Annotated in this window: 12 protein-coding genes; 6 read left to right on the top strand and 6 right to left on the bottom strand. The window is 47.2% G+C overall.

The window, feature by feature from the left end:
* Positions 1 to 127 precede the first annotated feature (127 nt).
* From VF685_RS07415 to gspF, 3 genes are all read right to left on the bottom strand, one after another.
* Entirely contained in the window at positions 128 to 463 is a 336-nt protein-coding gene (locus tag VF685_RS07415; protein WP_016659636.1) for a hypothetical protein, read from the bottom strand.
* A 279-nt stretch (positions 464 to 742) separates the two neighbouring features.
* The gene (gene gspG, locus VF685_RS07420; RefSeq protein WP_005181871.1) at positions 743 to 1,180 is read right to left on the bottom strand and encodes a type II secretion system major pseudopilin GspG; all 438 of its coding nucleotides are present in this window, start codon (positions 1,178 to 1,180) and stop codon (positions 743 to 745) included.
* 51 nt (positions 1,181 to 1,231) lie between these two features.
* The gene (gene gspF, locus VF685_RS07425; RefSeq protein WP_127800193.1) at positions 1,232 to 2,437 is read right to left on the bottom strand and encodes a type II secretion system inner membrane protein GspF; all 1,206 of its coding nucleotides are present in this window, start codon (positions 2,435 to 2,437) and stop codon (positions 1,232 to 1,234) included.
* A gap of 151 nt (positions 2,438 to 2,588) precedes the next feature.
* On the opposite strand from gspF, the gene VF685_RS07430 reads away from it, so the two are divergent.
* The 6 genes from VF685_RS07430 (at position 2,589) to VF685_RS07455 (ending at position 9,590) form a co-directional block, all read left to right on the top strand.
* Positions 2,589 to 4,811 (top strand): primosomal protein N', encoded by a 2,223-nt coding sequence (locus VF685_RS07430; protein WP_286385503.1) that lies wholly within the window; start codon positions 2,589 to 2,591, stop codon positions 4,809 to 4,811.
* 49 nt (positions 4,812 to 4,860) lie between these two features.
* Positions 4,861 to 6,702, top strand: coding sequence for a monovalent cation:proton antiporter-2 (CPA2) family protein (locus VF685_RS07435; RefSeq protein ID WP_286385502.1), 1,842 nt, complete (start codon positions 4,861 to 4,863; stop codon positions 6,700 to 6,702).
* Positions 6,703 to 6,752: 50 nt separating this feature from the next.
* Positions 6,753 to 7,628, top strand: coding sequence for an Hsp33 family molecular chaperone HslO (hslO, locus tag VF685_RS07440; RefSeq protein WP_005181862.1), 876 nt, complete (start codon positions 6,753 to 6,755; stop codon positions 7,626 to 7,628).
* Between the two features lie 412 nt (positions 7,629 to 8,040).
* Positions 8,041 to 8,502: a DUF2147 domain-containing protein gene (locus VF685_RS07445; protein ID WP_127800189.1), complete on the top strand. Its 462-nt coding sequence runs from the start codon at positions 8,041 to 8,043 to the stop codon at positions 8,500 to 8,502.
* A 403-nt stretch (positions 8,503 to 8,905) separates the two neighbouring features.
* A complete protein-coding gene (locus tag VF685_RS07450; RefSeq protein WP_005181858.1) occupies positions 8,906 to 9,244 on the top strand; it encodes a chaperone modulator CbpM in 339 nt (112 codons plus the stop codon).
* Between the two features lie 76 nt (positions 9,245 to 9,320).
* Positions 9,321 to 9,590, top strand: a complete 270-nt coding sequence (locus tag VF685_RS07455; RefSeq protein WP_034598128.1) for a YdcH family protein — start codon at positions 9,321 to 9,323, stop codon at positions 9,588 to 9,590.
* An 86-nt stretch (positions 9,591 to 9,676) separates the two neighbouring features.
* Here the strand turns inward: VF685_RS07455 and VF685_RS07460 are convergent, their stop codons facing one another.
* The 3 genes from VF685_RS07460 to rpsO form a co-directional block, all read right to left on the bottom strand.
* Positions 9,677 to 10,903, bottom strand: coding sequence for a CorA family divalent cation transporter (locus tag VF685_RS07460; RefSeq protein WP_286385501.1), 1,227 nt, complete (start codon positions 10,901 to 10,903; stop codon positions 9,677 to 9,679).
* 97 nt (positions 10,904 to 11,000) lie between these two features.
* Complete coding sequence (pnp, locus tag VF685_RS07465; RefSeq protein WP_171065134.1) at positions 11,001 to 13,088, bottom strand: polyribonucleotide nucleotidyltransferase; 2,088 nt, start codon at positions 13,086 to 13,088, stop codon at positions 11,001 to 11,003.
* A 247-nt stretch (positions 13,089 to 13,335) separates the two neighbouring features.
* On the bottom strand, positions 13,336 to 13,605 hold the full coding sequence (rpsO, locus tag VF685_RS07470; protein WP_004637724.1) for a 30S ribosomal protein S15: 270 nt from the start codon (positions 13,603 to 13,605) through the stop codon (positions 13,336 to 13,338).
* Between the last annotated feature and the right edge of the window lie 287 nt (positions 13,606 to 13,892).

Consider the following 13,892-nt stretch of genomic DNA (forward strand, 5'->3'; position numbering starts at 1 on the left):
TCAAAGGGGGGTTAAGGGGATTAACTTTATAAATCCCTCCCTTGCGAAGCAGTGCTTCTCACCCTTTGTAAAAGGGAGGAGTAATAAAAAAACCGAGGTTCATGCCTCGGTTTTTTATTGTCTACATTTAAAGCTGGGTCACCAGATAGGACAGCATCGCCGCCAGAGAGAGCATCGGCAAATAACGATAGACTTTTACCACTGCCTGCTCAAAGCAAGAGGCCTGTTCTGGTTCTAGTTTTAAAATAGTGGCTTGTAGCGCCGACCAGAAACTTAAGAGCAAGCACGAGCTCATCAGGCTCAGCGCGAAGAAACCAACCATAATCTGGCTGCTGCCTTCGGTGCTTTGCCAGAGATGCAAAAACCCCTGACTCAATGGAAGCAGGCTTAAAATCAGCAGAACAGACTTCAGCATCGTCCAGTGAAACTGGTTAATTTCATCCGACAAGATTAATGCTTTCATACCATCCTCCAGACAAATATGTGCCTTTTGACTTATTATGAACGGTTTTAATGAAATAAATAGATGATATTGCTCCACATTCCCGGGATTATTGTAATCAGTACTGTTGGGAATAATTCTTATTATGAATCTCAAATCTGAAAGATTATCTTAAATCTATATTTATCAAGATATTAGTATATTTTTTATAATTAAGAGCTATTATCACTTCACCTTTAATTGAATAGTCCAATCAGGTGAAGTGATATATTCCATCACGGCATTTATAATCAAGCCGGCTTAAGGCTGATAATAAATATCGGCATCGGTGCCTTCACCGCCCTGCTGACCATCTGCACCAAAAGAATACAGGTCAAAAGCGCGACCTTCAGAGCCTGGAATTACATATTGAATGTCATTGTCCCAGCTGTCTTTTGGATAACCGCCTTTGACATAACCACCCGGCAACCAGTTTTTAGCTGACGCGGGCTGATTGACCAGCGCATCTAAACCGCCATCCTGCATGGATGGATAACGGCCATTGTCCAGCTTGTATTGATCCAGCGCGCCGGCCACACCTTTTAAGGTAATTGCGGTGGTATCGACTTTGGCTTTTTCACCACGGCCCATCACGTTCGGGACAATTAGCGCCGCCAGCACGCCTAAAATGACAATCACCACCATTACTTCAATGAGGGTAAAACCGGCCTGTTTATTCGAATAGGATTTCCGTTGCATCAGGTTCTCTCTTGAATCTTTCATCATTTGTTATCTTCAATGGGTCTCGATTTAAATCATATTATTCATATTGACAATAGGCAGCATCACCGCAATCACAATCACCAGCACAATACTGGCCATCAGCACCAGCATTAAGGGCTCCAGCAGCGCCAGTAAGGTCGAGATGAGCGTGGTCACCTCCCGATCCTGCATGGTCGATGCGCGCTCCAGCATCCGGTCGAGCTCACCCGATGCTTCACCACTTTTAATCATTTGTACCATCATCGGCGGGAAATAACCACTGCGCTCCAGTTGGGTGCCCAAGTTCCCCCCTTCGGTGACTTTCTCGGCCGCCAGATTAACCGAATCGCGGATCATCCAGTTACTGCTGACCGCAGCGCCAATTTTTAAGGCATCAACCAATGGTACACCGGACTGGGTCAGAATCGACAGGGTGCTGGCAAAACGTGCTGCGTTTATACCACGTGACAGCTTACCAAATAGTGGCAGTTTGAGGGTTAAACGATCAAATGCATAATGGCCGGCCGAGGTTTTTAAAAAGCGGACCAACAGGAAGATGCCCAGAATCGTCCCGACCAGCAAAAAGGGCCAGGCCAGACGGATAAAATCACTGGCTTGCATTAACGCCACGGTAATCCACGGCAAGGCGCCTTTGTCCTGATCAAAGGTTTTGACAATATCTGGCACCACATAGGTCATCAGCCCCATCACAATGGCAAAGGACATCAGCATTAAAATAATTGGATAAATCATCGCGCCTTGCACTTTTTTCTGCATGGCAAAGCGGTTTTCGGTGTAGTCCGACAGCTGGTCCAAAATTAAATCCAGATGTCCAGAACGTTCCCCGGCGGCAATGGTGGCAATATATAAATCCGGAAAATGCCCCGACTGCTGTAAGGCATTGGCCAGTGAATATCCTTCTAAAACCTTGGAGCGTACCGACAGCAATAAATTCTGCACATGGACTTTTTCACTTTGCTTGGCCACGGCGCGCAAGGCTTCTTCCAGCGGAATGGCTGCGGCCACCAGTACCGACAGCTGCCGGGTCATTAAGGCCAGATCATAAGCGGTCATTTTTTTCTGGAACCAGCGCTGGGCCTGATGCTTCTGTTTTTGTTCTACCGGATCAACGCTAATCGGGATAAGGGCCTTGTCACGCAATTGCTGACGAATCTGCCGTGCAGAATCCCCTTCTAAAACCCCTTTTTGCTGCTTTCCTGATGCATCAAGGGCTGTAAACTGATATGCAGGCATTGTAATGCTCTAATTTTCCAAAAAATTATTCAACGCAGTTGCGTCTCACCACCAAAATCATTCATATTCTGAGATATAAATTATTTGCTCACTCTATCATAACTCCAGATCGAGCACGACGACATTTTCATCAGGAAGCAGACCCGCTGTTATGCCAAATTCGCCCGTCCATCCCGCCCCCATCTACCGTGTTCGTGTAGCTGTTCCGGTCTATCTGTATGACGGGTTTGACTATATGCTCAGTGCGGCTGAATATCAGCAGGCTGCCGTTGGCGCGCGGGTGCTGGTGTCCTTTGGCCGGCAGAATCTGGTGGGCATCATTATTGAAAAACTCCCGCCCGATCATCCGCTTGACCCCAAGATTAAACTGAAAGCCATTAGCGAGCTGCTCGACCAGCAGCCGATTCTAGATCAGAAAGTTTTAACTTTGTTGACATGGTCGGCGCAGTATTATCAGTTTCCGATTGGCGAAGTGATGCATAGCGCCCTGCCCAGCCTGTTACGTCAGGGACGCCCGTATAATTTACTGGCACGAATGTGGAAACTGCTGGATGATCAGGCCGAAGCCAAACTGAAGCGCTCCGAGAAGCAGCAGGAGGCTTATAAAGTCCTGAAGCTGCATCCGAGCGGGACCTCAGAAAATATCCTGAATCTGGCCGGCATTGAAACTGCAACCTTAAAAGCGCTGGAAAAAAAGCAGATTTGCTATTGCGATCTGGAGCAGCAGGATTTTAGCCCGGTTCCGATGACGCTGGCGCAAATGCCTTTAACCCCGAACAGCGACCAGCAACAGGCCATTGAAACCGTACTGAAAGCACAGCATCGTTATCAGGCCTTTTTACTCGATGGTCTGACCGGCAGTGGTAAAACCGAAGTCTATCTGCAAATCATGCAGGAAGTGCTAAAACAGGGTAAACAGGTATTGGTGCTGGTGCCGGAAATTGGCCTGACTCCTCAAACCATTAGCCGCTTCCAGTCACGTTTTCACTGTCATATTGCGCTGCTGCATTCCGGTTTAAATGACAGCAAACGTCTGCAGGCCTGGCAGGCCGCCCAGACTGGCAAGGCTTCGATTATTCTTGGTACACGCTCGGCAATTTATACCCCGCTGCCCAATCTGGGGCTGATTATTCTGGATGAAGAACACGACCTGTCATTTAAACAGCAGGAAGGCTTTCGTTACCATGCCCGCGATGTGGCCTTATACCGTGCTCATTTAGAACACTGCCCGGTGATTCTCGGTTCAGCCACGCCCAGCATTGACAGCTATGCCTTAACGGAACAGGGTAAAATGATCCGTCTGGAACTGAACCAGCGTGCCGGCCCGGCACTGATGCCCAAAATTCACATCATTGATTTAAAAGTTGCGCAAAAGCAGCAAGGTCTAAGCCTGCTGCTGATTCAGGAAATCAAGAAACGCCTGCAGAAAAAAGAACAGGTGCTAATTTTCTTAAACCGCCGTGGTTATGCACCGGTGCTGGTCTGTGACAGCTGCGGCTGGCAGGCACAATGCCCGCATTGTGATGCCAACTTTACCCTGCATCATAGTCCATATACCCATCTGCATTGCCATCATTGTGGCACCATTCACCGCAAGCCGGAGCAATGCCCGCAGTGCCAGCATAGCGAACTGAAAACCCTGGGCATGGGCACAGCCAAGGTTGAAGAAAACCTGCAACATCTGTTCCCGGACTATGAGGTGATGCGGGTAGACCGCGATTCCACCAGCCGCGTCGGCAGCTGGCAAAAAATTTATGACCGCATTCAAACCAGCCAGCCACTGATTCTGCTTGGCACCCAAATGCTGGCCAAAGGGCATCATTTTCCTTATGTGACTCTAGTGGCGATTTTGGATATTGATGCCGGCCTGTTAAGTGTTGATATCCGGGCGCCAGAGCGGACTGCGCAGCTGATTGTGCAGGTGGCCGGTCGTGCCGGCCGCGGTGAACATAAAGGCGATGTCTATTTACAGACCCTGCGTCCTGATCATCCGCTGCTGAGCACGCTGGTCGAGCAGGATTATCGTGCCTTTGCCCGGCAAACCTTAAAAGAACGTCAGGCCGCCCTGCTGCCCCCGTTTCGCTATACCGCCCTGATTCGCTGCGAATCCAAAAGTCAGGAGCAGAACCAGCAGTTTTTACAGCAACATGCCCAGTGGCTGCGAGAAAATTCTGAACAGTTAATTGATATCTGGGGACCGATTCCGGCGCCAATGGAACGCAAGGCCGGCCGCTATCAGGCGCATCTGGTGCTGTTGTCGCAAGATCGCGCCCGTTTACATTTTTATCTACGTGCATGGTGGCAAAATATGTTGCATCACAAGCCATCAAATATGAAACTTAGCTTAGATATAGACCCTCAGGAATTCAGTTAACCACTGACTTGGCTGCAGCCTGAGGGCACCATAACTCCTAGGATTGTCGATGTCGTTACTGCTGCAAATCACCCTGTTTCTGGGTGCCTCTTTATTACTGGTTCCGCTGCTCAAGCGTTTTGGGATTGCCATCGTACTCGGCTATCTGTTTACCGGTATTTTATTGGGCCCGAGCGTGTTCAATATCGCCAGCGACCCGGAAGCCATTCAGGAACTGGCTGAATTTGGCGTCATTTTACTGATGTTCATTATTGGTCTGGAACTGCGGCCCCAGCGGCTCTGGCAAATGCGCCAGTCCATTTTTGTCATGGGCAGCGCGCAGGTGGCTGTCACCGGCCTGTTACTGGCGATTCTGGTGTTTTTCAGTTTGCAGCAGCAGATTGCTGCCAGCCTGATTATTGGTTTTGCCCTGGCCCTGTCCTCAACCGCCTTTGTGCTGCAACTCTTGAATGAAAAACAGCAACTGAACAGCAGTTATGGCCAGCAGTCTTTTTCAATTCTGCTGTTTCAGGATATCGCCGCCATTCCATTAATTGCGATTATTCCCTTGCTGGCCGGTACTGAATCGACCCATCATGGGCTGGCCTATTTTGCTGCGATTTTAGCTACCTTTAGCGGACTGTTTTTATTTAGCCGTTATCTCATGCGCCCGTTTTTCCGTTTTGTTGCCAAAACCGGCGCGCATGAGCTGATTACCGCGGTCGGCCTGTTTATTGTGCTGGCGGTGGTTTGCCTGATGGATGTCTTGGGGATTAGCACCACGCTTGGCGCCTTCCTGACCGGGGTGCTGCTGGCTGATTCCGAATTCCGGCATGAACTGGAAGCCAGTATCGCACCGTTTAAAGGACTATTGCTCGGCCTGTTTTTCATGACCGTGGGGATGACCACTCAGATGTCCCTGCTGATCGACAGTCCACTGTTCATTCTGGGCGGAGCATTAGTACTGCTGTTGGTGAAATTTATTTCCCTGACCGCAATTGCCCGGTATTTTAAATATTCCTGGCAAAACAGTTTGCTACTGGCCACCTGTCTGGCGCAAGGCGGTGAATTTGCCTTTGTGGTGTTACAGGTTGCCTTAACAGAAAAAGTGGTGGCACAGGCCATTTTAGAGCCGATTACCCTGATGGTGACCCTGTCGATGGTGCTAACCCCGGTGCTGTACTGGTTCATGACCAGCCAGGTGATTCCGCGTCTGAATCAGGACAAGACGCCGGAATATGACCAGATTCCCGATGCGCATCCAGCGCTGATTATTGCCGGTTTTGGCCGGGTTGGGCAGATTATTGCACGGGTGGCCTATTTGCAGCACCTACCCTATACCGCCATTGACAGCAACCTGGATAAAGTTGATTTTGTGCGCAATTATGGCGGTAAAGTCTATTATGGCGATGCCACCCAGCCCGATATTTTACGTGCCGCCGGGATTGAACATGCCAAGACCTTTATTCTGGCCATTGATGATATTGAAGACTCGATGAATGTGGCTCGGCATATCCGCCTGAATTATCCACAGCTCAAACTGCTGGTACGTGCCCGTGACCGCCATCATGTGCATTTGTTGCGGGATTTAGGCGTTGAACACATCTGGCGTGAAACCTATTTATCTTCCCTAGGCATGGCCTATTGCGCGCTACGCGACCAAGGTATTGCTGAAGAAGATGCTTACAAGAGTATCGAATTGTTTCGCAGTTATGATGAAAAATTACTGGCCCAGCAGCAGAATATTTATACCGATGAGCAAAAAATCTATGAAACTCATCGCAATGCACTGGCCGAGCTGGAGCACCTGTTCGAGAATGATGCTCAGGTCCGGGAAAGCCCGACCGGTGTAGATTTAAAGCGTTCACTACAAAACCATCATATTGATGTAACACGTAATGAATCAAACTGACTTGTGATTTACAATATCATCACCATTAATGCAGGGTTATGGAGAATTTTATGTCTGATTTACGCCAACGCTTTTTTATTGAAGATAGCCCTGTCCGCGGTGAGATTGTTCATCTTGAAGAAGCCCTGCAAACCATTTTGGCCCAACGTGACTATGCGCCTGCCATCCAGGTCCTTTTGGGAGAAATGCTCAGTGCCACCGCTTTGCTGGCCAGTACCTTAAAAATTAAAGGTCGGATTAGCCTGCAAATTCAGGCCAGCGGCACCTTTAAATGGGCAATGGCCGAATGTAATCATCTGGGTGAAATTCGTGCTTTGGCAGATTATGAACCAGATCCACATTTCCAGCAGGCTGAAGACAGCAGCACGGTACTCAAAACCCTGGTCAATCCGGTGCTGTTTATTAATATTGAACCGGAATTTGGTGAGCGTTATCAGGGTATTGTGCCTTTAGACAAGCCAAATCTGGCCGGCTGCCTGATGCAATACTATGATTTATCTGCACAAATTCCCACCCGTATTGTACTGGCCAGCAACGACCAGCGTTCTGGCGGCTTGCTGATTCAGCTGTTACCGCGAAATAGCGAAGAAGAACAGCAACGTGTAGATGAAGATTTATGGCCACGTCTGACCATGCTGACCGAAACCCTGAAAACCAGCGAACTGACCGATCTGGAAGTTCAGGAAGTATTGTACCGTCTGTACAACGAAGAAGAAGTACGTCTGCCAGAAGTTGAACATCTTAAATTTGGCTGTACCTGTTCCAAAGAACGCTGTGCTACGGCACTGACCCAGATTGGGGCCAATGCAGTACGCGAAACCTTGGAACATCAAAACCCGATTGTGATGGATTGCCAGTTCTGTAATGCACGTTATCAGTTTACTGCAGAAGAAGCACTCGGCCTGTTTGGTGAACACCTAAGCTAAGCCGCACTATTCAAGCCGACCAAGAGATCAAACCGGAGAACGGTTTGGTCTCTTTTTTTATATTTAGTTTCATACGTTTATTCAAGCTTTTTGCGCTGTAGATATAGCTTCAAATAGCGCACGCTTTTTACTGAACTCAGCATCAATCTCGCTCAAGCTGTTACTCATCTTTTTTAAGCGACTGGATTACGACAAACCATACCGCTTTATTCATCTACCGCAAGCACATATTCAGTTTATAACCTGACTGATGAATTCAAGCGCACGCAATAGCTTAAACTACTTAGCAGTTTCATATCTTATTGTGATCGTTTTCACTTATTATCTCATTGATTTAACAGTATTTTCTTCTATAGAATTAGGTACTTTACTCTAATTTTAATAACGCGCATGGCGTTGTGGGATAATAATCATGAAAAAGGGGTTTACAGGGATTGTTGCTGGATTGCTTTTGGCAACAGTTTCAGGTGTATCTTTCGCAGAGAATGATCCATTGGTGGGGAAATGGAAAACAATTGATGACCGTACCAGTTATTCCCGTGCCGATGTCGAAATCCGTAAAAAGCCAGATGGCACCTATGAAGGTATTATTGTTGAAACCCGCAACATTCCGGGTGCAGAAAAAATGAATATTTGCCACCAATGTCCGGGCCAGCTTAAAAACAAACCGTTTATCGGCTTGCCATTTATCTGGGGCTTTAGGCAGGATCCAAAAAACCCGTTACAGTTTGTGCAAGGCAGTGTACTCGACCCGATTGGCGGCAAAGTCTATAAAGGCAAGGCACGCCTAAGTGCCAACGGTAAACGCCTGACCTTACGCGGCTATGTCGGTGTTTCCGTGATTGGTCGTAGCGTGACCTGGATTAAATACTGATTCTTCAACAGGTTTACAAGAGGCTTCTACGGAAGCCTTCATTTTATCTTAATGATATGGACATAATTTGAAACAATATAGTTGCTCTACCCTCTGTCCGTCCCTCTCGAAAGCCTGAATAATGAATAAAATTTAAACAGTTTATTTAAACTGAAGATTAGCTGAAGGTAGGCCTGCTAAGCGTCCTTGGTGCCAGCAAAATGGCGAAAAAGCAAGCAAGGCTACGTTTCAAGCACAAAGGAATACCAAACAAAACAGCCAAATGCTGAAATATGGTTTTAAATAAAATTAATCCTTCAGATAAAACAACAAGAGCGCAGCGCATAGACCCGAAATTACGTTAGAACAACCCATGCATCTGCTCTTCCTTGTTTTAACAAGTTCAAGCTAAAAGGAGTAAGCCATGACCACGATCCAATATCGCGAAAACTCCCAGTCTGGTCGCCCACAAGCTGAAATTATAGATGAGCGCGTATCTTTTGATTTAGAGCATTTTGCTGAAGCTTGTGGTCAAAGCCCGGAATGGGTATTACAGCTTTTAGAATATGACATTCTCCCTTCACGTCCGGAAGAACGGATTCACCAGTTTTTTGGGGAAGATGTCTCTCGTGCCCGCCAGGCCTATCGCCTGCAACGTGATTTTAATGCCAGCTTTTCTGCCGTCGCCATGATGCTCGACCTGATTGATGAGCTGCAAAATTTGCGCAAAGAAGTCAAACATCTGCATTTAAGACAAAGCTAGGCATTACGCCATTTACTCTCTACAGGGAAATCTGCGTATTTCCCTCTCTTTATTTTTGGGAAAATAGACGGTCGCAATGAAAACAAAAGAATGCAACAAAAAGGTCAAACTCATGTTCCCGGAGTTTCGGGAATTAATGCAACAACTGCGCGAAGACAACCCACATTTTGCGCGCCTGTTTGAAGATCATGAACATCTGGACCGGAAAATCAGCCAGCTCGAGCTTGATCCGGTTCATCAGATTAATGATGATATCGAGGCGCTGAAACGCAAAAAATTAAAACTGAAAGATCAGATTTATCAGCTTTTGCAGCAGGCCCAGCAAAATCCTTCATCTTCACCTTAACCAGTTTTTATTGCAGTGCGATGAAATCTGCACGCTGCCCGAAAGAAAGCAGATGCTTTCTTTCGGGCAGGCAAATGAAGGCTGCATTATTTTGGTTTAAGCTGAGAATCTCGAAGAGCGTTCTGACCTTCCGGCAGTAATGGCTTGCCAGGCACATAATCCAGAAACCAGAACAGGTCCATCCGGGTCCGATCCGGCCGCTGCGAAAGCATGTCCAGCACACTTTTTTCACCGCGTCCCACCATATGCCGCCGATAAAAATAATACAGCAGCAACAAGGTGGTAATAAGCATGGTGCCAAGCATCACCCAGAAAGCATAGGGTGAATCCAGCCCCGGAATCATCACGAAATTCATGCCGTAAATTCCGGTTAACAGGGTTAAGGGTGCAAACACCGCGGTAATAATCGCCAGAATCCGCATATTTTCATTGGTCTGGTTGGCAATGGCAGAAAAATGCAGGTCAATGGCCGCCTGAATGGCACTTCTTAAACGCAAGGTATGTTTCTGGATGCGGGCCACATGGCTGCTTAAGTCATCTACCCGCACCAGCATGATTTCCTGTTTTTCACTGCGTTTCTTGCCTTTTAAATGCAGATAGTTTTCGACAATTTCATCGCGCAGTTCCTGCAAGGTATCAATCTGTTCTTCACACAGATTTTTCACATGCTGAAATGCCATATTTTCCTGTAGCAACTGATGCCACTGGTTAAAACGGCGATGGCCCTGCAACAGCTCACGCTGCCAAAACTCGACCCGGCGGGTTAAAGGATGACGCAGGTTTAAATAGTCATCGACCATACTGTTCAGTAAACGTAAGGCCAAATCTAGAGGCGAGGTCGCCAGTTTTTTCGGTTTACTCTGCTCTTCAGCCGGCCGGCTTAAAATGGTATCTAAACGGGCAATATAATTTTCAATGGCTTTATTGCCCTGCTCACGCACCGTAATAAGCACCTGCGGGGTCAGAATAAAACTGACCGGTGTGGTGCTTAAGCCAAACACATGCTCATGCGCTTCGTCATTAAAGTTATAAATCTGGTCATCCGGGGTAATCAATTTGCGGAAAATCAGCAGGTCATAATCTTCCAGACTATCGAAATTGCAGGGATGTTCCAGATTTAAAATATCGCGCAGATGATATTCGTTCAGCCACAGCTGAGTGAGCTGCAGTACCTGTTGCTGCCACTGTTCCGGATGCTGGCGTACATCTTCCCGGGTATAGTCCAGCCAGATAAATTCTGTCTCGGCGGCCGACTCCCGATGCAGAAATAACTGTTGTGTGGTGTCATGAAGGGAAAAATAATACTGTTGCATCCGCGTGCATCCACATTCCTGTCATTTTATTTTGCGATCATGACATAAAAAAGCCCGCTTCATAAAGCGGGCTTTTTCAATTCATCAGGGCCTGAAATTAAGCCTGATCAATGTCTTTCATGGTTAACTTGATACGACCACGGTTGTCGACATCTGCAACCTGGACTTTCACTTCCTGGCCTTCTTTCAGTACGTCAGTCACGTTGGCTACACGCTCATTTGAAATTTGAGAAATGTGCAGCAGACCATCTGTACCCGGCATGATGTTTACGAAGGCACCGAATTCAACAATACGAATTACTTTACCGGCGTAGATTTTGCCTGGTTCAACTTCAGCAGTTAAAGCCTGAATTTTGGCAATAGCCGCTTGTGCAGCTGCTTTGGTTTCACCAAATACGCGAACTGTACCGTTGTCTTCAATATCAATTGCCGCTTTGGTTTCTTCAGTGATTTGACGAATGGTTGCACCGCCTTTACCAATCACGTCACGGATTTTGTCCGGGTTGATGGTAATGACCTGGAAGGTAGGCGCATGCATTGAAATTTCTGGACGTGCACGTGAAATCACTTTGTTCATTTCGTTCAGGATGTGCATACGACCGGTATAAGCCTGGTTCAATGCCACTTCCATGATCTCTTCAGTGATCCCTTCGATCTTGATGTCCATTTGCAGCGCAGTAATACCGTTGGCAGAACCGGCAACTTTAAAGTCCATGTCGCCCAGGTGGTCTTCGTCACCCAGAATGTCAGAAAGCACTGCGAAACGCTCGCCTTCTTTCACCAGACCCATCGCGATACCCGCAACTGGTGCTTTTAGTGGAACACCGGCATCCATCAGTGACAGAGATGCACCACATACAGACGCCATAGAAGATGAACCGTTCGATTCAGTAATGTCCGATACAATACGGATTACGTACGGGAAGCGGTCAGCAGCTGGAAGAACCGCTTGTACACCACGACGTGCCAGACGACCGTGACCGATTTCACGACGTTTAGGACCAGACTCACGACCCGTTTCACCAACCGAGTAAGCCGGGAAGTTGTAGTGCAACATGAAGTTGTCAGTTTTGGTTCCAGCCAGGGTATCAACCATTAATGCATCACGGGTGTTACCAAGAGTCGTTGTTACCAACGCCTGTGTTTCACCACGGGTGAACAGCGCAGAACCGTGAGCACGATCAAGAACGCCCACCTGTACATCTAACGCACGTACAGTTTTGGTGTCACGACCATCAATACGCGGCTTACCAGACAGGATGTTGTCACGTACAGTGCGGTATTTCAGATCTTCAAACAGTTCATTCAGGTCATCTGCGATGCCATCTACATCTTCTTCAGGTACGAACTGCGCAACCGCCTCTGCTTGCAATGCATCCAAAGCAGCATAACGGTCTTGTTTGATTGCAATGGTATAGGCTTCAGAGATTTTCGCTTCAAACGCTTCTTTTAATTTCGCGCGAAGGTCTTCATTTTTCTCTGGTGCAGTCCAGGTTGACTCAGTTGCGCCAGCCGCTGCTGCAAATTCATTAATCGCCTGAATCGCAATTTGCATTTCGTCATGACCGAATAACACTGCGCCCAGCATCTGGTCTTCAGACAGTTCTTTCGCTTCAGATTCAACCATCAGTACTGCAGCTTCTGTACCTGCAACCACGAGGTCAAGGTCAGACTGTGCCAGCTGTTCGTGGTTCGGGTTCAGGATGTATTCACCGTTGATTAAACCCACACGTGCTGCACCAATTGGGCCACGGAACGGTGTACCCGCAATTGCCAGTGCTGCTGAAGTACCTAACATGGCAGCAATATCCGCTTCCATGGTTTTGTCAGAAGAGACAACTGTTGCTGTTACCTGGATTTCGTTGTAATAACCTTCCGGGAACAATGGACGAATTGGACGATCAATAAGACGTGAAATTAAAGTTTCTGCCTCAGACGCACGGCCTTCACGTTTGCCATAACCACCCGGAATACGGCCAGCAGCGTATTGCTTTTCTTGATAGTTTACGGTTAGTGGGAAAAAGTCCTGACCGGCTTTTGCTGTTGGCTGTGCAACTACCGCCACCAGTACCGATACACCACCCATGGTGATTAAAACCGAGTTGGCCTGACGTGCAACACGACCGGTTTCCAGTACCACGTTGTACTGACCATATTGGAATTCTTTACGAATAATATTAAACATTGACATGTATTTTTGTTTCCTGATTTTATTCTAGTGGAGACCCCTAAGGTTTGGCATTCACGACTCAGGTTCAAGTAAATGACAAAGCTTAGAAGCCGACCTCACTAGAAATATAGGTTTTTTAAACACAAAGAAGGAGCGAAACAATCGCCCCTTCTTAATTACCCGGTCAACGCCGGGTACACTTTAGTTTTCAGACATACAGCGCAACGCATGCAATAACCCGAAAATAAAAGTCTAAATCGAATTAACGACGTAAACCTAAAGCACCGATCAACGCAACATAACGACCGTGATCTTTACCGTTTAAGTAGTCTAATAATTTACGACGTTGGTTAACCATACGGATCAGACCGCGACGGCTATGGTGGTCGTGTTTGTGCTCTTTGAAGTGACCTTGTAAGTCATTGATTTGAGCAGTTAAAAGAGCTACTTGAACTTCTGGTGAACCAGTGTCGTTTTCAGCACGAGCAAATTTAGCGATGATCTCTGCGCGATCTGCGTTTGTTAAAGCCATTCGATTTCTCCGAGATGCTTATAAAATACCTTGATAAAAATCAAACCGATGTCAAGCATCTGTCTGACTGCCGTGCATCACTACAGCAAGTGCATTATTTTAAGACAAAACCGCTTAAATTGCAAAACACAACGCGAAAAAGCCATGAATTATCCGATGCGATGTCACATGAATGATGCAGCGTCTACCCGGAGGATTGATTCTATTCTTGACATCCTCACCCACCTGAAAGGAGGGAGATTCCTACTGCTAGACGCTTATGCCCAAGCGCAAGTATGTTCTTGGCG

This window comes from Acinetobacter sp. Brlt_5 (assembly GCF_051949055.1).
GTDB classification, from domain to species: Bacteria; Pseudomonadota; Gammaproteobacteria; order Pseudomonadales; family Moraxellaceae; genus Acinetobacter; species Acinetobacter indicus.